The sequence below is a fragment of the Novacetimonas maltaceti genome (assembly GCF_002906255.1).
Taxonomy (GTDB): Bacteria; Pseudomonadota; Alphaproteobacteria; order Acetobacterales; family Acetobacteraceae; genus Novacetimonas; species Novacetimonas maltaceti.
This window is the reverse complement of sequence record NZ_POTC01000021.1, coordinates 21,305-41,416: the sequence shown is the minus strand read 5'-3', so window position 1 is coordinate 41,416 and position 20,112 is coordinate 21,305. Positions and strand designations below refer to the sequence as shown.

Genomic DNA, 20,112 nt, shown 5'->3' with positions numbered 1-20,112 from the left:
GGTCCGATGTCCGATCTGTATTTTCCCCATGCCTTCGCGCACGGCGCGCGCGTGTCCTCTCCCGCTGACGGGAACGGGGCTGTTGTCCCGCCACATGACGGGACCCTGCCGCGATGGGACCTGCGCGACCTGTATGAAAGCCCCGAATCGCCGCAGCTCCAGACAGACCTTGAGCAGGCGGACGCGGATTCGCGTGCGTTCGCCGATGCGTGGCGCGGCCGCCTGGCGCAGGCCGATGGCGCGGCCGTGGCGTCGGCCATCGTCGAATACCAGCGCATCGACGAGGTGCTGGGCCGGGCAGCGTCCTATGCGCAGCTTCTGTTCGCGGCCAATTCGTCGGATGCGAAGATCGCGCGCTTCAGCCAGTCGGTGAACGAGCGCCTGACGGCGATTTCCACCCACCTCCTGTTCTTCACGCTGGAGATGAACCGCATCCCCGACGATGTGCTGGCGCGCCAGATGGCCGACCCGGCGCTGGCGCACTGGGCGCCGTTCATCCGCGACCTGCGCGTGTTCCGCCCGTACCAGTTGTCTGACGAGGTCGAATCCGTCCTGCATGAAAAATCCGTCACCGGGGCGGCGGCGTGGAACCGCCTGTTCGACGAGACGATGGCCAGCCTGCGCGTGCCGCTCGATGGGGAGGAGATGACGCTTGGCTCGGCGCTCGACCGCATGTCCTCGCCAGACCGCCTTGCCCGCATGAAGGCGGCGAAGGCGGTGGGGGAGACATTGCAGGAGCGCATCCGCCTGTTCTCCCTGGTGACGAACACGCTGGCCAAGGACAAGGCCATCACCGACACGCTGCGCCATTACCCGCGCCCGACCTCCGCGCGCAACTGCGCCAACATGGTGGAGGACGAGGTCGTCGATGCGCTGGTGCAGGCCGTCACCGCCTCCTATCCGCGCCTGTCGCACCGCTATTACGCGCTCAAGGCGAAATGGCTGGGTGTGGGAAAGCTCCAGTACTGGGACCGCAACGCCCCGCTGACGACGCAGGACGAACCGCTGATCCCGTGGGCCGACGCCACGGCGCAGGTGCTTGGCGCGTATGAGGGGTTTGACCCGCGCATGGGGGAAATCGGCCGCCGGTTCTTCGACAATGCGTGGATCGACGCGCCGCCGGTGCCGGGCAAGGCGTCCGGCGCGTTCGCGCACCCGACCGTGCCGTCGGTGCATCCCTATCTCCTGCTCAACTATCGCGGGCGCACGCGTGACGTGATGACGCTGGCGCATGAACTCGGCCATGGGGTGCATCAGGTGCTGGCCGGTGCGCAGGGCTACCTGATGTCGGGCACGCCGCTGACGCTGGCGGAAACGGCCAGCGTGTTCGGCGAGATGCTGACCTTCCGCGCGCTGCTCGATGCGCAGAAGGACCCCACGCGCCGTCGCCTGATGCTGGCGGCGAAGGTGGAGGACATGCTCAACACCGTCGTGCGCCAGATCGCGTTCTACCGGTTCGAGACGCTGGTCCATGAGGAGCGGCGTTCGGGCGAACTGCTGCCTGAGCGCATTGGCGAGATCTGGCGCGAGACGCAGGCCGAAAGCCTTGGCCCGGCGTTCGAATTTACGCCTGATTACGATGTTTACTGGACATACGTGCCGCATTTCATCCATTCGCCGTTCTATGTGTATGCCTATGCGTTTGGTGACTGCCTGGTGAACGCGCTGTATGATGTCTTCCAGTCCGGGCATCCGGGTTTTCAGGACAAGTATCTGGATATGCTGCGCGCGGGCGGGACAAAGCGGCATCGCGAACTGCTGGCGCCCTTCGGGCTGGATGCGGCGGACCCCGGTTTCTGGAACCGGGGGCTCGATGTGATCGCCGGATTTATTGATGAACTGGAGCGTATCTGACGTGGCGCAAGAACGGGATCTCGATAACAGCGGACTGTTTGGCGAATTCCGCCGCATGGTCCGTACCTCCGGCACGATGGGGGGAATCGCGGCCCGGATCGCCGGGCACAAGATGGGCTTCCGCTCTGACAAGGTGATGCATGCGGGCGACCTGAAGACCGCGCTGGGCGGGCTGAAGGGGCCGCTGATGAAGGGCGCGCAGCTTCTGTCCACCATCCCCGGCGCCCTGCCGGAAGAATATGCGACCGAACTGGCGCAGCTGCAGGCCAATGCCCCGCCGATGGGATGGAACTTCGTGCGCCGCCGCATGGCCAGCGAGCTTGGCCCCAACTGGGAGCGCAATTTCCGCAGCTTCGGGCGGGAGGCCTCGGCCGCGGCCAGCCTTGGGCAGGTGCATCGCGCCGTGCTGCCCGACGGGCGGGTGGTTGCGTGCAAGCTGCAGTATCCGGACATGAAGGCCACGGTCGAATCCGACCTGCGCCAGTTCCGCATGGCGGTCGGCCTGTTCTACCGCATCGACAGCACGATCCAGCAGGATGACGTGCTCGAGGAGCTTGAGGCGCGGCTCTACGAGGAACTCGACTACACGCGTGAGGCCGCGAACATGCGGCTGTATCACCTCATGCTCGCCAACTCGCCGGATGTCACGGTGCCCGCCCCGATCGAGCCGCTGTGCACGAAGCGGCTGCTGACGATGGAATGGGTCAACGGGCGCGGCATCCAGAAGGTGCTCGACGCCAACCCGGACCAGGAACAGCGCAACATGATGGCGCGTTCGCTGTTCCATGCCTGGTATATCCCGCTCTACCGCTATGGCGTCATCCATGGCGACCCGCACATGGGCAATTTCACCGTGCGCGACGATTACGGCATCAACCTGCTGGATTTCGGGGCGATCCGCATCTTCCCCGCGTCCTTCGTGCAGGGGATCATCGACCTGTACCGCGCCCTGCAGACCAATGACGAGGACCTGGCCTATCACGCCTATCAGGGGTGGGGCTTTACCAACATGTCGCGTGAGACGATGCGCGTGCTCAATGAATGGGCGCGCTTCATCTATGAACCGCTGATGCAGGACCGCGTGCGCGCCATTCAGGAGGATAACGACCCGCAATATGGCCGCGTGGTGGCGGAGAAGGTCTATGCCGGGCTGAAACGCACCGGCGGCGTGCGGCCTCCGCGCCCGTTCGTGCTGGTGGACCGTTCGGCCATCGGGCTGGGCAGTGTGTTCCTGCGGCTCAGGGCGCGGCTGAACTGGTATCGCCTGTTCCAGGAAATGATCGAGGATTTCGACAGCGCGAAACTTGCGCAGCGCCAGGCCGCCGCCGTGAGCGAGGCGCGCGTGCCTCCGCCGCTGGGCGACTGACATCCCGTGGCGCGGGAGGCGATGCGGGGGTGAAAAGGGGCAATATCTTTGCCCGTCGCCCTTGCGTCCGCCGCCGTTGCTCCCCACTGTCAACACATCATGGCAGCAGCACCGCGCAAGAAAAAACGCATTACCGACCGGATCGAACCCCCGGTCACCTTCCAGCCCGAACGTCAGGCCGCCAAGCCCAAGACCCGGCAGTTCAAGATCCACTCCCCTTACGAACCGGCGGGCGACCAGCCCACGGCGATCGGTGAGCTCGTCGCAGGCGTCGAGGCGGGGGAACGTGACCAGGTCCTGCTTGGGGTGACCGGGTCGGGCAAGACCTTCACCATGGCCAAGGTGATCGAGGCGACGCAGAAACCCACGCTTGTCCTTGCGCCGAACAAGACGCTGGCCGCGCAGCTTTACGCGGAGATGAAGGAATTCTTCCCCGACAACGCGGTGGAATATTTCGTCAGCTACTACGATTACTACCAGCCCGAAGCGTATGTCCCGCGCTCCGACACCTATATTGAAAAAGACAGCCAGATCAACGAGCAGATCGACCGCATGCGCCATGCCGCGACGCAGGCGCTGCTGGAGCGCAACGATGTCATCATCGTCGCCTCGGTCTCGTGCATCTATGGTATCGGCTCGGTCGAGACGTATTCGCGCATGGTCGTGCGGCTGGAAAGCGGCGGCTCGATCGATCGCGACCAGTTGGTCAAGGCGCTGGTGGAACTGCAGTATCGCCGCAATGATGCAGGGTTCCAGCGCGGCACCTTCCGCGTGCGCGGCGAAAGCGTGGACATCTTCCCCGTCCAGAACGAGGACCGGGCCTGGCGCGTCACCCTGTTTGGCGACGAGATCGACGAGATCATCGAGTTCGATCCGCTGACCGGTGACAAGACCGCCGACCTGCAGGAAATCAGCATCTACGCCAACAGCCATTACGTCACGCCGCGCCCGACGCTCAATCAGGCGGTCACGGGCATCAAGGCCGAACTGCGCGCGCAGCTTGAGCACCTGACGAAGGAAGGCAAGCTGCTGGAGGCGGAGCGGTTGCAGCAGCGCACGACCTTCGACCTCGAAATGATCGAGACGACCGGCGTGTGCAAGGGGATCGAGAACTATTCACGCTACCTGTCGGGGCGCAAGCCGGGGGAGCCGCCGCCGACCCTGTTCGAATACCTGCCCGAAGATGCGCTGCTGATCGTCGATGAAAGCCATGTGACCGTGCCGCAGATCGGCGGCATGGAACGCGGGGACTATGCGCGCAAGTCGGTGCTGGCGGAATTCGGATTCCGCCTGCCGTCCTGCCTTGACAACCGGCCGCTGAAATTCGGCGAATGGGACGCTTTCCGCCCGCAGAGCATCTTCGTCAGCGCAACGCCGGGTCCGTGGGAACTGCAGCGCACGGGCGGCGTGTTCGCCGAGCAGGTGATCCGCCCGACCGGCCTGATCGACCCGGTGACCGACATGCGGCCCGTCGCCCACCAGGTGGACGACCTGCTGGCGGAATGCCGGCAGGCCATTGCCGATGGCGGCCGCGTGCTGGTGACGACCCTGACCAAGCGCATGGCCGAAGACCTGACCGAATACATGAACGAGGCCGGGATCAAGGTGCGCTACCTGCATTCCGACGTCGATACGCTGGAGCGGATCGAGATCATCCGCGACCTGCGCCTCGGGGCGTTCGACGTTCTGATCGGCATCAACCTGCTGCGTGAGGGGCTGGATATCCCCGAATGTTCGCTTGTCGCCATACTGGACGCGGACAAGGAAGGGTTCCTGCGTTCGCGCACCTCGCTGATCCAGACGATCGGCCGCGCCGCGCGTAACGTGGACGGACGCGTGCTGCTGTATGCGGACAAGATGACCGACAGCCTTGCCTACGCCATCGAGGAGACGGCGCGCAGGCGTGAAAAGCAGACCCTGTGGAACGAGGAACACGGCATCACCCCGCGTTCGGTGCGCAAGCATATCGGCGAGGTCCTGTCCTCCGTCTTCGAACAGGATTACGTGACCGTGTCCCCCACGCCGGAGGGGGATATCAAGGACATGGTGGGCAAGGACCTCAAGGGGGCGATTGCCGACCTTGAAAAACGCATGCGCGCGGCCTCTGCCGACCTGGAGTTCGAGACGGCGGCCCGCCTGCGTGACGAGATCCGCAGGCTTGAGGCGGTCGAACTCGGCCTGGAGCCACCGCCTGTCGCGCAGTCCATGGCCGGGCGCGCGGGCAGCAACGCCCGTGCCGACGCCCGGCGCAGCCGCACGCCACAGCCACTTGGCCCCGGGGGCGGGGGATACGATCCCGATGCCCGGCGCGGGGGTGGCCGCCGCAAGGGGCGCTGACGTACCACGGCGTGCGCGCCCGTGCGATGGGCCATGGCTTTTCGTGCGCGCGAAAAACGGGCAGGATCATTCCGGATGGCAGCAGCAGGGGGAGCCGGGATGATCGAACTGAAGGCGGGCGAGGCACGTCTGGGCCTGCTGCCCGACGTGGGCGGGGCGATCGCCTACTGGCGGCGCGGCGGCATGTCGTTCCTTCATCCCGTGGCGGACCCGCACCTTGTGGCGCAGCGCGGACGCGCGGTGGGGGGATATCCCCTCGTGCCGTTTTCAAACCGCATCGCCCATGGCCGCTTCGGTTTCGAGGGGCAGGAGTACCAGCTGGCTCCGAATTTCGTGGGCGAGGACAACGTCCTGCATGGCAATGGCTGGGAACGGCGCTGGCGGCTCGACCTGCTGGCCGATGACAGCGCGACGCTGGAACTCGACCACGAACCGCCCGGCGACCCGGTCGCCCAATGGCCGTTCGCCTATCGCGCGCTGCTGCGGTTCGACCTGCGCGAATGTGGCCTGTCGATCGGCATGATGATCGAAAATACCGATACGCGCGACCAGCCGGTGGGGCTGGGCTTCCATCCCTACTTCCCGCGCCATAACGGCCTGCGGCTGGGATTTTCGGCGCAGTCCGTCTGGACCAGCGACGATGACCACCTGCCCTCGCTGCGCGTCCCGGCGCAGGGCGACTGGTCGTTCGAGAAGATGCGCGATGTGGGCGGGGCCGCCATCGACAACTGCTATGCCGGGTGGACACGCAGCGCCTTCCTGCGCTGGCCGCGCCTTGGCATGTCGCTGACGATGGAGGCGAGCGACATCTTCCGCCACCTTGTCCTCTATACCCCGCCGGGCCAGCCTTTCATCGCGGTGGAACCGGCCTCCAACATGAATGACGCGTTCAACCGTCCCGGTGTGGAGGATGGCGGCATACATGTGCTGCCCCCCGGCGGGAAGCTGGAAGGACATGTGCGCATGACCGTCGCCACATGCTGACGCGCGCACCGGCAGGGGCCGGGCAGGGAAGCGGGCAGGGCGCGGAGCTTGCGCGCTATATCTCCCCTGCCGGGATGGAGGCGCTGCGCGGTGAACTCAACACCCTCCTGCGTGACGAACGTCCCCGCATCGTGGAGATCGTGTCATGGGCGGCGGGCAATGGCGACCGGTCCGAAAATGGCGACTACCTGTATGGCAAGAAGCGCCTGCGTGAAATCGACCGCAGGGTCCGCTTCCTGACGAAACGCATCGAAAAGGCGATTGTCGTGGACCCCGCGCAGCAGCCCCGGCGTGACCGGGTCTTTTTCGGCGCGACCGTCACCTATGCCACCGAACGCGACGAAACGCGCGTCGTTACCATCATGGGCGTGGACGAGGCGGATACCGTGCGCGGGGAAATCAGCCTCGTCTCCCCCGTGGCGCGCGCCCTGATGCGTGCGCGCGTCGGTGACGAGGTGCGGCTGGTGACGCCACGCGGTGATGAAATGCTGGAGGTCATGGCCATTTCCTACCCGCCGGCAACGGCGGGGCAGGGGTGAAAAACGCATCGTGGATGCTGGCCGTGGCACGCCTTACACATTATGACGTTTTTCAAGAACGGTATTTCGTATTATTACACGGTCGGAGTATCCGTCCCGCAGCCCGTCCGGAGGCCCACCCATGTCGCGCCCACTGAAGATAGCGGTCCAGATGGACCCGCTTGGTGCCATAGACATCAACGGCGATTCGACCTTCGCCCTGATGCTTGAGGCGCAGGCCCGGGGCTACGAACTCTATGTCTACCAGGTGGAGACGATGACCCTGAGCGAGGGGCGCATCTCGCCGGAGGGGACGCGGCTCGAACGGCTTGTCGCACGGGCGCGGCGCGTGCAGGTGCAGCGCGTCGCGGGTGCGCATGCGACCTGGGGGGAGGAACATGTCCTCGACCTTGGGAGCATGGATGTGATCCTGATGCGCCAGGACCCGCCGTTCGACATGGCCTACATCACCGCGACGCACATGCTCGAGCATGTCCATGGCGTCGGGCCGGGGCGTGCGCTGGTGGTCAATGATCCCGCATCCGTGCGCAACGCGCCCGAAAAGCTGCTGGTGACGCATTATCCCGACCTGATGCCGCCCACGCTGGTGACATGGGACGTGCGCGCCATCCGTGATTTCCGCGCCAGGTGGCGCGACATCATCGTCAAGCCGCTGTTCGGCAATGGCGGCGCAGGCGTCTTTCGCATCCGCGAGGACGACCCCAACCTCAATTCCCTGCTGGAGATGCACTTCGCCCGTTCACGCGAACCCCTGATGATCCAGCGCTATGAACCCGCCGTGCGGCAGGGCGACAAGCGGATCATCCTGGCGGACGGGCAGCCGATCGGCGCGATCGACCGTGTCCCCGCCGAGGGGGAGGCGCGGTCGAACATGCATGTCGGCGGACGCGCGGTGAAGGCCACCCTGAGCGCGCGTGACCATGAGATCTGCGCCACGATCGGGCCGCTGCTGCGTGAACAGGGGCTGATTTTCGTGGGGATCGACGTGATTGGCGACTGGTTGACGGAAATCAATGTGACTTCGCCCACGGGGTTGCAGGAAATCGACCGTTTCGATGGCGTCAATACCGCCTCCATGCTGTGGGACTGCATCATCGCCAGCCTTGGCCACGGCAGGGGATGAGGTGAGACGGGAATGCGGCAGGGGCCGTATCGGCAGGCGTATGAAAATGCTATGCCGTTGCGTGCAATCGCCGTGACACATGCCATCTGGCGTCATTGCACAGGGGAATATTCCGGGCAGCAGTCCCGGGATACATAATGGGAATCTAATGCAGCAGAACGGGACAGGTTTGATTATGCCAGACGCGCAACGGCAGGGCCGGACCCTGAAGACGGTTTGCATCGAAGGGGCAGGTACCATCTGATGAGTGACGTTCTGCGTGATTCCACCGCCGAGAAGGTGGTCGAGATTCCTTCTCCGCGTTCCGCCCTGGACGCCGATGCGGTCAAGGTGGCCTATCGCCGGTGGGCGGCGGTGTATGACGCGCTGTTCGGGGGGGTCTCCGCCCTTGCGCGCAAGCGCGCGGTGGAGGCGGTGAACGCCCTGCCCGGCAGGAAGGTGCTGGAGGTCGGGGTCGGGACCGGCCTTGCGCTGCCCTATTACCGCCGCGACAAGCAGATTACCGGCATCGACCTGTCAGAAGACATGCTGGAGCGTGCGCGTGGGCGCGTGAAGAAGCTGCACCTGTCGAATGTCGACGCGCTTCTGGAAATGGACGCGGAGGAGACGAAATTCCCCGACGCGTCGTTCGATATCGCCGTGGCGATGTTCGTGGCCTCCGTCGTGCCGCATCCGCGCCGCCTGCTGAGTGAACTCAAGCGCGTGGTCAAGCCGGGCGGGCACATCCTGTTCGTCAACCATTTCCTTGCCACCGGTGGCGTGCGCCTTGCGGTCGAACGTGGCATGGCGCGGGCCTCGCGCTCGCTGGGCTGGCACCCGGATTTCGCGATCGAGGGGCTGCTCCCGCCGGAGGACCTGGCCCGCGCGACCATCCGCCCGGTGCCGCCCGCGGGCCTGTTCACGCTGGTGACGCTCGACCGGCTGGACGACAGCAGTGAATCGCTGGTGGCCTGAAGCCACCCGCATCCGGCACTTTCCATGCGCAGCCCTGTCCTGACGGCAGGGCTGTAATGACATTCCCGCGACCGACATGCCCGCTCACGGGGTCGTTTTTACGGATATGCCGGGATATATTGCCGCCTGAAATGCTATATCAGGGCCGTGGCGCAATCCCCGCGTCACAAGGGGAGTAGATACATATGCCAACAGTCGGTCAGGATCGGATCGATGGCGCGGGCGCGGCTTCGCCCACCGGGACTGCCGGGGCGCGGGCGGGTTCGGGCGGCCATCGCCATGTTGGAACCCTGTATCTGTCCCTTGCCGTCGTTGCGGGGGCCGTGGGCGGCATGCTTGCCGTCGCGCTGCAGGCGGGACTTCTGCCGCATGACCTGCTGGCACGGTGGGGCGGCGGGGACGCCGATGGCATGTGGGAACGCATCGCCACGCGCCATGGCATGATGATGGTCTTCTTCTGCGCGCTGCCGGCCCTGTTCGGCGGGTTCGGCAACTGGTTCGTGCCGTTGCTGACCGGCGCGCGGGACATGGCGTTCCCCCGTCTCAATACCCTGTGCTGGCTTGCCGTCGGCGGCAGCTTCGTGCTCGCGCTGCTGGGCCTGTCGGTCGTGACCGCGCCTGCCATCTCGATCGCGGCCCTGCTGCTGTGGTGCGTGGGCATGCTGGGGATGGCCATCAACATGGTGGCCTCGGTCCTGAACATGCGCGCGCCGGACATGCGCCTGCGCGACATGCCGGTGTTCGTGTGGGCGCAGGCGCTCACCGCGATGATGCTGGTCATGGTCGTGCCCGTGCTGGCCGGTGCGCTGACGCGCGCCGTGCTGGACGGGGGCGATGTCTTCGCACGTCTCGACACGGTCCTGCGCGCCTTTGCCGGGCCGGAAATGGCCCTGCTGCTGCTGCCTTCCATCGGGATCGTCAGCCAGGTGGTGGAGACGTTCTGCGGCGTGCCCCTGCGCGGGCGCATGCAGGTGGTGGGGGCGCTGACGGTCATGTCCGTGGGGGGCGGCGCCGTCTGGACGCATGACCTGTTCAATGGCGGGCCCGGCGCATCCGACGGATATCACACGGCGGCCGAACTGCTGGTGATCCTGGTCCCTGTCGCCATGGTACTGTGTGCCTGGGTGGCGACGGCCATGGCCGGGCGGGTGCGCGCCAGCCTGCCGATGGCGTGGGCCGCAGGGTGTGCCGTGCTGCTGGTGGCGGGTGGCGTCATGGCGCTGCTGCCCGGTGGCATGGGGGACGTGCATGCGGCCACCGTGTTTGCCGCCGTGTTCGCCACTTTCGCCGGTTTCTATTACTGGGTGGGCAAGATGAGCGGCCATGTCGCCCCGCGCCTTGCCGGGTATGTCCATTTCGTCCTGACGGCGGCAGGTACCATCGTATCGCTGATGGCGCATCAGGGAACGCTGGCCATGGCCGGGGCGATGCTGATGGGGGCATCCATCCTTGTCTTCGCCGGGGTGGTCGCCGCAACCTGCATGCGGGGGCGTGGGCATATCGCCGCCAATTACTGGGGCGAAGGCGCGCGGACGCTGGAATGGACGCTGCCTTCGCCCGTCAGCATGGAGAGGGGGAACAGGGCATGAGTGGTTCGGTCGCATCGGTCCAGGACAGCCCGGCCTATCCGGTTGAACTCGTCGGGACGCAGGCGCGCGACTGGTTCGTGCTGCTCAAGCCCCGGGTCATTTCCCTTGTGGTCTTTACGGGGGCGGCGGGCCTTGCCATGGCGCCCGGGCACCTGAACCCCGTGATCGCGGCCATCAGCATCCTGTGCATCTGCATGGCGTCGGGTGCGGCGGGTGCGATCAACATGTGGTACGACCGCGATATCGACGCGGTGATGAAGCGCACGGCCACGCGGCCCATTCCCGATGGCCGCATGCGCCCGGACGAGGTGCTGGGCTTTGGCATCGGCCTGTCGGTGGCGTCGGTCATCCTGATGTGGCTGGCGACGAATGCGCTGGCCGCCGGTATCCTTGCGTTTTCGATCTTCTTCTACGCCGTTGTCTATACGATGTGGCTGAAGCGCTCCACACCGCAGAACATCGTCATTGGCGGTGCGGCGGGGGCGTTCCCGCCCATGATCGGTTGGGCGGCAGCGACCGGGTCGCTGACGGTGCTGCCGATCGTCATGTTCGGCATCATCTTCCTGTGGACGCCGCCGCATTTCTGGTCGCTGTCGCTGTATGCGTGCAAGGATTACGGGCGGGCGGGCATTCCCATGCTGCCGGTCGTTCGTGGTGCGCGTCACACGCGCTGGCAGATCCTGTGGTACACCATCATCCTGATGGCCGTGACGCTGGTGCCGTCGGTGATGCATCTTGCCGGCTGGCTCTATACGGCGACGGCAACCGTCCTTGGGCTGGGCTTCATCTATCGCGCTATCGGCGTCCTGCGGGACCAGCAGGATGCGCAGGGCGTCAGCCAGACGGGTGACCTGCCCGCGCGCAAGGCGTTCCGTTATTCGCTGGCTTATCTGTTCCTGCTGTTCTGCGGCATGCTGGCGGACCATTTCCTGGTCATGCAGTGAGGGCTGGCGCGCCGGGCGTGCCACCATCCAAGAAGGGATATTGCAATGTCATCGGATAATGCCCCTGTGGCCCGTACCCCGGCCGAGGAATATGCCCGCCGTCACAAGGGCCGCATCTATGGCGTCGCCCTGACTCTGGGGGCGCTCGCGATGATCCTGTATGTGCTGAGCCTCGTGCGGATCTGATCCGAAACACGCCGCCTTTTTCGATCAAAGGGCGGCCCCAAAAACCTTTATCTGTTTGGCGATGGGCTGGCGGGTCCGGCGCATAAAAAAAGGGTGGCCCGACATCTGCCGGGCCACCCTTCTTCTGTTGTGTCGCGGATCAGCGCGCCGCCTGCTGGATGGCGGACAGCAGCCATGTGCCGCCGCGGGAACTGCGCTCGAACGTCCACAGTTCCGTCACCGTCTGGCGTTCGGTGGAACTGCCGTCGATGACATGGCCCATCGTGTCGGTGGTCATGTCGATCAGCGAATAGCGCATGGCCACCGTGGCGAAATCCATGCCGCCTTCCCGCCAGCTTTCCGTCAGGTCGCCGTTTTCAAACCGCACGTCGGACACGATATTGCGTGCGCCACGGCTGGCAAGCTCGGTCAACTGACGGTTGAAGTAATTGACCATCTCCGGCGTGGCCATCTGCTGCAGTGCGCCAAGGTTCTGCTGGCTCCACGCGGTCTGGATGTTGATCAGCGCCTGCTGGAACGCCTGGTAATCCGCCGCCGTCAGGGCAAGCTGCTGCGTGCCCGCGCCCACCACCGGCTGCGGCGGGGCCGCGTTGCCGCCTGTCAGGCTGGACAGTCCCGGCAGGCCGGAGGAGGCGCCCCCCTGTCCCGCAAAGCGGCGGATCAGCCAGCGGACCACGAAGAACACCAGCAGGAGCTGGATCAGCAGGCCGAGGATCCCGCTGCCGCCCATGCCATGACCGAACATGCCATGGCCGAAGACCATGCCGAACAGGCCCGCGCCAAGCAGCCCACCGGCAAAGCCGCTGAGGAAGGGATGGCGGGGCCGTCCCATCATCGCTGCCGCACCCGCGCCATAGGGCATGCGCGTGGCCGCACCATAGGGCGCGGACGGGCTGCTGCGTGGCGTCATGGTCTGCTGGAACGGGGTTGCGCCATAGGGGGCCGTGGCCGTGCGTGGGGGCGCGCTGTAGGTACGCGACCCCCTGCTGCCCATCGACATGCCGCCACCGGCGCGTGCGTCAGCGGCCACCGGGTGGACGAGCAGCGGAAGGGCCGCAAGCGCGGCGCCCAGGCTCAGGGTGATGCGTTTACGGAGCATCGGTCGCGAAAGGGTCTGTTTCATCTGCGTCAGGGTATCTGGTATCCTGCGATAAGGCGATCCCGACGACTGCCGACGGAACCGTGGTTTATTTCAATATGGGGATTTATCCGTCGATAAACAGGGGGCAGGGGACATTATCGCGTCCCCTGACGCACAATTCATGCGCCCGCAATCATCATGTCATCAATCCGCACGGTCGGGGCGTTGGTGGCGCGGCGGAACTGCAGGTCATTGGCGGGCTGCATGCGTGCGAACATGTCCACCAGGTTGCCCGCCACCGTCAGTTCCGCCACCGGTTCCGCCAGTTGCCCGTCACGGATCATGAACCCGGCGGCCCCACGGCTGTAATCCCCGGTAATGCCGTTGATGGCCGATCCCATCAGTTCGGTGATGTAGATCCCCTCCCTGATATCCGCCATCAGCGCCTGCGGCGTGACCGCGCCGGGCTGCATGTACAGATTTCCCAGAGAGGGCGAAGGCGGTGACGACGCGCCCCTGCTGGCGCAGCCGTTGGAGACCAGCCCCAGTTGCCGCGCGCTGCGCGCGTCGAGCGCCCATGCCTGCAGCATCCCGCCGTGCACGATCGTCAGTGGTTCTGTCTGCATGCCTTCGCCGTCGAACGGGTGCGCGCCCAGGCCCCGGACACGCAGGGGATCGTCGATGATGGTGATGCCCGCATCCATGATCCGCTGGCCCATGCGGTCCTTGAGGAACGAGGTGCCACGGGCGATCGAAATGCCATTGATGGCGCCTGACAGGTGGCCAAGCATGCTGGTGGAAATGCGCGGGTCCAGCACGATGGGCATCCGCCCCGTGCGCGGCCGCACGGGGTTGAGGCGCGCGACCGTGCGTTCGCCCGCATGCCGCCCGATGCTGGCCGCGTCCTCAAGGTCCGACAGGTGCACCGCCGAATGGTAGTCGTAATCGCGCTGCATCCCCGTGCCCTGTCCCGCCACGACACTGGCGGAGATGGAGTGGCTGCTGCGTGAATACGCGCCGGAGAACCCGGCGGAAGTCATCAGGGCGATCTCCACGCGACCCGCGCTGGCGGAGGCGCCGTTGGTGTTGCTGACGCCGCTGATGGCAAGGGCTGCGGCTTCCGCCGTGCGGGCACGTTCGATCAGGTCGGCGGTGGAAGGCTGCGCCGTGTCCAGCAGGTCCAGTCCCGCCGCATCGACATGGCCCACGACCGCCTGGTCACACAGGCCCGCGAACCGGTCCTCCGGCACGACACGCGCCATCGCCAGCGCCTGTGTCACCAGCGGGTCGAAGCGCGCGGGGTCAAGGCTGGTGGCCGACACGATGGCCGAACGGTTGCCGACGAACACCCGCAGGCCAAGGTCGCAGGTTTCGGAGCGTTCAAGCTCCTCCGCCCTGCCGTTGCGCACCTGTGCCGCGTGCGCGACCCGGGTGATGTAAACCGCATCGGCCGCATCCGCGCCGGCGGCGCGCGCCTGCCTGATCAGGGTCGCAATGAGGTCGAGCGGTTCCGGTGTCATCGGGCAAGGATCTCCGCAACGGTGGCGACGTGGGGCATGTGCCGGACCGGCCCCAGCGATGTCAGGGTGGGGGTGCCGTGAAAGACGCGGGCGGCCACGCGCTGCACATCGGCGATGGTGACGGCGTCGATCCGCTTCACCGTTTCATGGGTGGGGATCAGGCGGTCGAAGATCTGCAATTGCCGGGCAAGCTGCTCGCACCGGCTGCCGGTGCTTTCCAGCGACATCAGCAGCGACGATTTCAGCTGCGCGCGCGCGCGGTCAAGCTCGTTCTGCCCCACCTGTCCCTGCACCTTGCGCAGTTCCTCCAGCGTGACCGGGATCAGGTCCGCCACCTGGGATTCGCCGGTGCCCGCGTAAATCCCGAACAGCCCGCCCTGGCGGAACGGGGCGTTGAAGGAATAGACGGAATAGACCAGGCCGCGCTTCTCGCGGATTTCCTGGAACAGGCGCGACGACATGCCCCCCCCCAGCAGCGTGGACAGCAGCAGGGCCGGGTAATAGTCCGGGTCGCCATACCCGACCGAGGGGAAGCCCAGCACGATATGCGCCTGGTCAAGGTCACGCTGCTGCGCGAATTCGCCCCCGACATAGCTGACGCCGGGACGCGGCGGGATGTCCGTCTGCGGCAGGTCGCGGAAATGCTGCTCCACCATCTCCACCACATGGTGGTGGTGCAGGTTGCCCGCCGCCGCGATGATGGTGTTGCGCGCGGTATAATGCGTGCGCATGTAGGTCATCAGCGTCTCGCGGCTCATCTCCCGGATGCCGGCCTCGGTGCCCAGCGTGGGACGGCCCATCGGCTGGTTGGGGAAGGCGGTTTCCTGGAAATGGTCGAACACGATGTCATCGGGCGTGTCGTTGGCCTGCCCGATTTCCTGCAGGATCACGCCGCGTTCGCGCTCCAGTTCATCCGGGGCGAAGCTGCTGTGGGTCAGGATGTCGCCGATGATGTCCACGCCAAGCGGCAGGTCTTCCTTGAGCAGCTTGACGTAATAGGCGGTGTGTTCGCGTGCGGTATAGGCGTTGATGTGGCCGCCGACATTTTCGATCTCTTCCGCGATGCCCGCCGCCGTGCGTGTCGCCGTGCCCTTGAACGCCATGTGTTCGAGGAAGTGGGAAACCCCGTTCTCGCTCGCGTCCTCGTTGCAGGTGCCGGCGGCGACATACGCCCCGAAGGAAGCGGTTTCGACGCGCTCCATCCGTTCGGTGACAACGGTCAGCCCGGAAGGCAGGCGGGTAACATTGATGAGGTCAGTCATTCGGATCCTGAAGGCCCGGCCGGGTTCACTGACCGGCAGGGCCATGTTGGAGAAATCAGGGAAGGAGGAGGGGAGCGGCAGGTCAACTGTTTTTCAGCACCGCCGCGCGCACCCTGTCCTCGATCGCGGCGAGGTCGGCGGCCACGACCTCGTAACGCTCCGGGCGGTCGAACAGGTCGGCAAGCGCTTCGGGCAGGGCGGGGCGGATGCCGATCGCCTTTTCCATTGCGTCGGGGAACTTGGCCGGATGCGCGGTCGCCATCGCCACCATTGGGATGCCCGACTCACGGAAGGCGCGTCCGGCGGCGATGCCGATCGCGGTGTGCGGGTCGGCCATGTACTGGCTTTCGGCGTGCAGGCGGCGGATTTCGGCCACCGTCGCGTCATCATCAAGTGCGACGCCATGGAACAGCGCATTGGCCTTGTCCCACACTGGCGTGGGCACATGCATGCGCCCGGTCTTGCGGAACTCCGTCATCGTGCGCGCGCACGCTTCGGCATCACGGTCGAGCAGTTCGAACAGGAGGCGTTCGAAATTCGACGACACCTGGATGTCCATCGACGGCGACAGGCTGGGCACGACGCCATGGATGGACATGTCGTTTTCGTTGAGGAAGCGCGACAGGATGTCGTTGCGGTTCGACCCCACGCACAGCGCGCGCACCGGAAGCCCCATCTGGCGCGCAACCCACGCGGCCAGCACGTTGCCGAAATTGCCGGTCGGCACGGCGAACGCCACCTCCCGGTCCGGCGCGCCCAGCGCCAGTGCGGAATAGACGTAATAGGGCACCTGGGCCGCGATTCGCGCCCAGTTGATGGAATTGACCGCCGACAGGTGCATGTCGGTGCGGAACGCGGCGTCGGCAAACATCGCCTTGACCATGTCCTGGCAGTCGTCAAACGTGCCCTGGACCGCAAGGTTGGTGACGTTGGGTTCCAGCACGGTGGTCATCTGGCGGCGCTGCACGTCGGATGTGCGGCCTTCGGGGTGCAGGATCACCACGCGCAGGCGTTCGCGCCCGCGACACGCCTCGATCGCGGCGGAGCCGGTATCGCCCGAGGTCGCGCCGACGATGGTCACGTGCTCGCCGCGCTGCGTCAGCACGTGGTCGAACAGGCGGCCGAGCAGCTGCATCGCCATGTCCTTGAACGCCAGCGTCGGGCCGTGGAACAGTTCCTGCACGAACAGCCCGTCTTCCACCTGCGTCAGCGGCACGATAGCGGCATGGTCGAAATGGGCATAGGCGTCGCGGCACAGCCCCGCCAGCACGTCCGGCGCGATGGAGCCGGCGGTAAAGGGGGCCATCACCCGCGCCGCGAGTTCCGGATAGGGCAGGCCACGCAGGTCACGCCATTGCTGGGGGGAGAATTCCGGCCAGCTTTCCGGCAGGTAAAGTCCACCGTCCTCGGCCAGGCCAGCCAGGAGCACGGACGAGAAATCGCGGACAGGGGCTTGTCCCCGGGTAGAAATATAGCGCATGGGTCCGATCATAATGCCATCTCCCCACGGCGCGAAGGGGCGCGTGGGACTCGATTGCCCTATCCTGAACGATTTTGCGGCGGGTGTGTCAGAATTTCGCTTCGGGCAGGGCGGCGACATTGATGCGGTAGACATGGACCGGCCATGACACCTCCATCTTCCCGGCATCGAGCGCGGGCGTGCGGTCAAGCTGTGCCGCGGGCACATACAGCATCCCGTCCGGCGTGACATATGATCCCGCGGGCCAGTGCAGGCGCGGGTCGGTCACGATGCGTTGATAGATCCGCTTGGGCGTCAGGCGGAAGATGCTGCTGGTGGACACGTCATTGAGGTAGAGCGTCCCGTCCGCCCCCACGGCGATCCCGCCATAGGGGGGGGATTTGTACCACAGCGTGGGGCTGTCCTCCAGTTCGATGGGCGTGACCTTGGGGTCGATCAGCACATCGGTGCCGAGCTTGTAGATCGGGCCGCTGAGCGGTTCGAAATACAGCCATTTTTCATCCGGGCTGATGGCCATCTGGCTGACATTGATGATGGCGGTATGCCCTGCCTGGTTCTGCATCACGCGCCCGTCGGGGCCAAGGATCGGCCGCCCCGCCGTCAGCGCGGGGTTGTGTTCCATCAGCCGCCGCTGCCCATGGCCGTCAAGGTCGGCCACGATCAGCGCGGGCACGCCTTCGTCACCGATATAGGCATGGCCATTGCCCACCCGCATCGTCGACAGGTGGCTGTCGGGGCGCAGGGCGGCGGCGTCGATCGCCCACGTGCCCTTCACCTGCGCGCTGGCGGCATCAATGCGCACGACCTTGGGCTGCGCGCGCGTCCCGTCGGCGGCGATCCCGCTGTCGAGCACCCACAGCGTCCCGTCCGCCTGCAACTGGATGTCCGCGGGCGCGACCAGACGCTGCGCCGCCGGGGTGGCGGGATCGTTCCATGCCGCGTCGGGATAGGGAACGGGTGGCTGTCCGGGCGTGAAGATGACAAGGCCGCCCTGCTTCACCCCGGTCCATGCCGGGGCCAGCGCGACCAGACGCCCGTCAGGCAGGGCGATGACACGCTCCCACGTCGTGGTGGAGGATGTGGCGACATCCTCCATCGGGGCGGACGGGTCCAGCGGCGGCGCGGGCTTGGCCGCGTGCGCGCCGGACATGTGCGTCAGGGCCAGTGCGCCCGCAAGGGCGACGGCGGCGCCCGCATGGCGGACGCGATGCGGGCGGGACAGTGCGGAATCGTGACTGGACATCGTGCGCATGTCGCCATGAACCGCCCCCGAAGGCAAGGGGCCGCAGGTGATGGCGGGTATCCGCGCGCCTATTCCCCGCAATAACGATGCCGCAGGTGCCGCAGGTAGGCATCCGGCCCCGGCGGCGCGCCGGTGGCGTCGCGCACGATGTCACGCATCGACACGCTGCTGGCGCGATGGTGGACATGGGTGCGCAGCCACGACAGCAGCGTGGAAAAATCGCCGCGCGCGATATCGTCCATCAGGGCCGGGTGCGCCTTCTGCGCCGCCTCGCGCAGTTGCGCGGCGATCATCGCGCCAAGCGTGTAGGTCGGGAAATATCCCCACGATCCCGATGGCCAGTGGATGTCCTGCAGGCAGCCCAGCCGGTCCTCGGGCACATGCAGGCCCAGCAGCGCGTGGATGCGGTCGTTGAAGGCGGCCGGCAGGTCGCGCAGCGCCATCTGGCCGTTGATGAGCGCGGTTTCCATTTCATAGCGCACAAGGATATGGGCGGGATATGTGACCTCGTCCGCGTCCACGCGGATGAAGCCGGGACGCACGCGCGTGACCTGCCGGTGCAGCGTGTCGGCCGACCATTCGGGGGCCTGCGCGTCACCGCCCAGCGCGTCCGCGATGACCGGGGCCGCCCATGCCATGAACTCGGCCGAGCGGCAGACCTGCATTTCCATCAGCAGCGACTGGCTTTCATGCAGGCTCATCCCCCGTGCCGCACCCACGGGTTGGGAATGCCAGTCGCGCGGCAGGCCCTGTTCATACAGCGCATGGCCGCTTTCATGCAGCACGCCCATCAGCGCATTGAGGAAGTCGCCCTCCTCGTACCGCGTGGTGATGCGCACGTCGTCTTCCGCCCCGCCGCAGAAGGGGTGCAGACTGACATCCAGCCGCCCGCGCGTCATGTCGAACCCCACGGTGCGCATCATGGTCTGGCCCAGCGCGGCCTGCGCGCTCGTGGCGAACGGCCCGCGCGGCAGGGTTGGCGCGGGATGGGCGCGCTGCTGTTCCAGCGCACCGGAAATCAGGCCTGGCAGTTCGGCGGCAAGACGGTCGAACACCGGGTCGATGTCCGTCTGGCGCGTGCCCGGATCATACTGGTCCAGCAGCGCGTCATAGGGCGAAAGCCCAAGCGCCGCCGCCTTGGCCTGCGCGACTTCGCGCGTGCGTTCGAGCACTTCGGTCAGGGACGGCAGGAGGCTTGCGAAATCACTGTCGCGGCGTGCGCTGCGCCATGCCATCTCGCACCGCGATGCCGCGCGTGACGCCGCTTCCACCAGGTCGGGGGGGACGGCCATGGCATGGGCATGCAGCCTGCGCATTTCACGCAGGTTCGCCGCCTGCCACGCATCGGCGGGCTCTGGTGCCGCCGCCAGCAGGTCCGCCATGTCCGGCCCGGTCATGATGCCATGGTGCAGGACCGACAGGGTCGCGATGCTTTCGGCGCGGCTGTGCGCGGCCCCCGATGGCATCGTCGTGTCCTTGTCCCAGCCGAGGATGCCCAGCGCGTTGGCGATATGTCCCATCCGCGCAAAGCGGCGGGCCAGCGTGGCATAGGCATCATGTGCGGGGGCGTTGGGGGCGGGGTCAGGCATGGAGGAATTCCCGGCGTAAAGGAGTCGTTATCAATTCCGCCCTAGCGTGGCGGCCTGAGGC

At 66.2% G+C, this 20,112-nt stretch carries 16 protein-coding genes; 10 read left to right on the top strand and 6 right to left on the bottom strand.

The window, feature by feature from the left end:
• The first annotated feature begins 6 nt into the window (after positions 1-6).
• The 10 genes from KMAL_RS09025 to KMAL_RS17245 all read left to right on the top strand — a co-directional run bounded on the left by KMAL_RS09025 (position 7) and on the right by KMAL_RS17245 (position 11,876).
• Positions 7-1,854, top strand: coding sequence for a M3 family oligoendopeptidase (locus KMAL_RS09025; RefSeq protein ID WP_239020042.1), 1,848 nt, complete (start codon positions 7-9; stop codon positions 1,852-1,854).
• On the top strand, positions 1,835-3,220 hold the full coding sequence (locus KMAL_RS09020) for an ABC1 kinase family protein (RefSeq protein WP_110095379.1): 1,386 nt from the start codon (positions 1,835-1,837) through the stop codon (positions 3,218-3,220). The genes KMAL_RS09025 and KMAL_RS09020 overlap by 20 nt, the downstream gene beginning before the upstream one ends.
• A 99-nt stretch (positions 3,221-3,319) precedes the next feature.
• A complete protein-coding gene (gene uvrB, locus KMAL_RS09015) occupies positions 3,320-5,557 on the top strand; it encodes an excinuclease ABC subunit UvrB (protein ID WP_110095378.1) in 2,238 nt (745 codons plus the stop codon).
• A 99-nt stretch (positions 5,558-5,656) separates the two neighbouring features.
• Complete coding sequence (locus tag KMAL_RS09010) at positions 5,657-6,541, top strand: aldose 1-epimerase (RefSeq protein WP_110095377.1); 885 nt, start codon at positions 5,657-5,659, stop codon at positions 6,539-6,541.
• Positions 6,535-7,080, top strand: coding sequence for a transcription elongation factor GreB (gene greB, locus KMAL_RS09005; RefSeq protein ID WP_110095376.1), 546 nt, complete (start codon positions 6,535-6,537; stop codon positions 7,078-7,080). The genes KMAL_RS09010 and greB overlap by 7 nt, the downstream gene beginning before the upstream one ends.
• A gap of 121 nt (positions 7,081-7,201) precedes the next feature.
• The gene (gene gshB / locus KMAL_RS09000) at positions 7,202-8,203 is read left to right on the top strand and encodes a glutathione synthase (RefSeq protein WP_110095375.1); all 1,002 of its coding nucleotides are present in this window, start codon (positions 7,202-7,204) and stop codon (positions 8,201-8,203) included.
• 243 nt (positions 8,204-8,446) lie between these two features.
• Positions 8,447-9,157 carry a class I SAM-dependent methyltransferase gene (locus KMAL_RS08995; RefSeq protein ID WP_110095374.1) on the top strand — a complete coding sequence of 237 codons (711 nt, stop codon included), beginning with the start codon at positions 8,447-8,449 and terminating at the stop codon, positions 9,155-9,157.
• Between the two features lie 185 nt (positions 9,158-9,342).
• Complete coding sequence (locus tag KMAL_RS08990) at positions 9,343-10,746, top strand: cbb3-type cytochrome c oxidase subunit I (RefSeq protein ID WP_110095373.1); 1,404 nt, start codon at positions 9,343-9,345, stop codon at positions 10,744-10,746.
• Positions 10,743-11,690, top strand: a complete 948-nt coding sequence (gene cyoE / locus KMAL_RS08985; RefSeq protein WP_110095372.1) for a heme o synthase — start codon at positions 10,743-10,745, stop codon at positions 11,688-11,690. The genes KMAL_RS08990 and cyoE overlap by 4 nt, the downstream gene beginning before the upstream one ends.
• Positions 11,691-11,735: 45 nt before the next feature.
• Positions 11,736-11,876: a hypothetical protein gene (locus KMAL_RS17245; protein WP_167400020.1), complete on the top strand. Its 141-nt coding sequence runs from the start codon at positions 11,736-11,738 to the stop codon at positions 11,874-11,876.
• Between the two features lie 139 nt (positions 11,877-12,015).
• Here the strand turns inward: KMAL_RS17245 and KMAL_RS08980 are convergent, their stop codons facing one another.
• The 6 genes from KMAL_RS08980 to KMAL_RS08955 all read right to left on the bottom strand — a co-directional run bounded on the left by KMAL_RS08980 (position 12,016) and on the right by KMAL_RS08955 (position 20,051).
• Positions 12,016-12,999 (bottom strand): Tim44 domain-containing protein, encoded by a 984-nt coding sequence (locus KMAL_RS08980; RefSeq protein ID WP_110095371.1) that lies wholly within the window; start codon positions 12,997-12,999, stop codon positions 12,016-12,018.
• Between the two features lie 137 nt (positions 13,000-13,136).
• The gene (locus tag KMAL_RS08975) at positions 13,137-14,477 is read right to left on the bottom strand and encodes a TldD/PmbA family protein (RefSeq protein WP_110095370.1); all 1,341 of its coding nucleotides are present in this window, start codon (positions 14,475-14,477) and stop codon (positions 13,137-13,139) included.
• On the bottom strand, positions 14,474-15,739 hold the full coding sequence (locus tag KMAL_RS08970; protein ID WP_110095369.1) for a M16 family metallopeptidase: 1,266 nt from the start codon (positions 15,737-15,739) through the stop codon (positions 14,474-14,476). The genes KMAL_RS08975 and KMAL_RS08970 overlap by 4 nt, the downstream gene beginning before the upstream one ends.
• An 82-nt stretch (positions 15,740-15,821) precedes the next feature.
• A complete protein-coding gene (thrC, locus tag KMAL_RS08965; protein ID WP_110095393.1) occupies positions 15,822-17,219 on the bottom strand; it encodes a threonine synthase in 1,398 nt (465 codons plus the stop codon).
• 88 nt (positions 17,220-17,307) lie between these two features.
• Positions 17,308-18,462: an L-dopachrome tautomerase-related protein gene (locus KMAL_RS08960; protein WP_110095392.1), complete on the bottom strand. Its 1,155-nt coding sequence runs from the start codon at positions 18,460-18,462 to the stop codon at positions 17,308-17,310.
• Positions 18,463-18,530: 68 nt separating this feature from the next.
• On the bottom strand, positions 18,531-20,051 hold the full coding sequence (locus tag KMAL_RS08955; RefSeq protein ID WP_110095368.1) for a carboxypeptidase M32: 1,521 nt from the start codon (positions 20,049-20,051) through the stop codon (positions 18,531-18,533).
• Positions 20,052-20,112 lie beyond the last annotated feature (61 nt).

What these genes read in the sequence shown, in the direction of transcription:
- uvrB (WP_110095378.1), top strand. Translation starts at nt 3,320, where the DNA reads ATGGCAGCAGCACCGCGCAAGAAAAAACGCATTACCGACCGGATCGAA.
- thrC (WP_110095393.1), bottom strand. Translation starts at nt 17,219, where the DNA reads ATGCGCTATATTTCTACCCGGGGACAAGCCCCTGTCCGCGATTTCTCG.
- greB (WP_110095376.1), top strand. Translation starts at nt 6,535, where the DNA reads ATGCTGACGCGCGCACCGGCAGGGGCCGGGCAGGGAAGCGGGCAGGGC.
- gshB (WP_110095375.1), top strand. Translation starts at nt 7,202, where the DNA reads ATGTCGCGCCCACTGAAGATAGCGGTCCAGATGGACCCGCTTGGTGCC.
- KMAL_RS08955 (WP_110095368.1), bottom strand. Translation starts at nt 20,051, where the DNA reads ATGCCTGACCCCGCCCCCAACGCCCCCGCACATGATGCCTATGCCACG.
- KMAL_RS17245 (WP_167400020.1), top strand. Translation starts at nt 11,736, where the DNA reads ATGTCATCGGATAATGCCCCTGTGGCCCGTACCCCGGCCGAGGAATAT.
- KMAL_RS08980 (WP_110095371.1), bottom strand. Translation starts at nt 12,999, where the DNA reads ATGAAACAGACCCTTTCGCGACCGATGCTCCGTAAACGCATCACCCTG.
- KMAL_RS08995 (WP_110095374.1), top strand. Translation starts at nt 8,447, where the DNA reads ATGAGTGACGTTCTGCGTGATTCCACCGCCGAGAAGGTGGTCGAGATT.
- KMAL_RS09025 (WP_239020042.1), top strand. Translation starts at nt 7, where the DNA reads ATGTCCGATCTGTATTTTCCCCATGCCTTCGCGCACGGCGCGCGCGTG.
- KMAL_RS08960 (WP_110095392.1), bottom strand. Translation starts at nt 18,462, where the DNA reads ATGTCCAGTCACGATTCCGCACTGTCCCGCCCGCATCGCGTCCGCCAT.
- KMAL_RS09010 (WP_110095377.1), top strand. Translation starts at nt 5,657, where the DNA reads ATGATCGAACTGAAGGCGGGCGAGGCACGTCTGGGCCTGCTGCCCGAC.
- KMAL_RS08970 (WP_110095369.1), bottom strand. Translation starts at nt 15,739, where the DNA reads ATGACTGACCTCATCAATGTTACCCGCCTGCCTTCCGGGCTGACCGTT.
- KMAL_RS09020 (WP_110095379.1), top strand. Translation starts at nt 1,835, where the DNA reads ATGAACTGGAGCGTATCTGACGTGGCGCAAGAACGGGATCTCGATAAC.
- KMAL_RS08990 (WP_110095373.1), top strand. Translation starts at nt 9,343, where the DNA reads ATGCCAACAGTCGGTCAGGATCGGATCGATGGCGCGGGCGCGGCTTCG.
- KMAL_RS08975 (WP_110095370.1), bottom strand. Translation starts at nt 14,477, where the DNA reads ATGACACCGGAACCGCTCGACCTCATTGCGACCCTGATCAGGCAGGCG.
- cyoE (WP_110095372.1), top strand. Translation starts at nt 10,743, where the DNA reads ATGAGTGGTTCGGTCGCATCGGTCCAGGACAGCCCGGCCTATCCGGTT.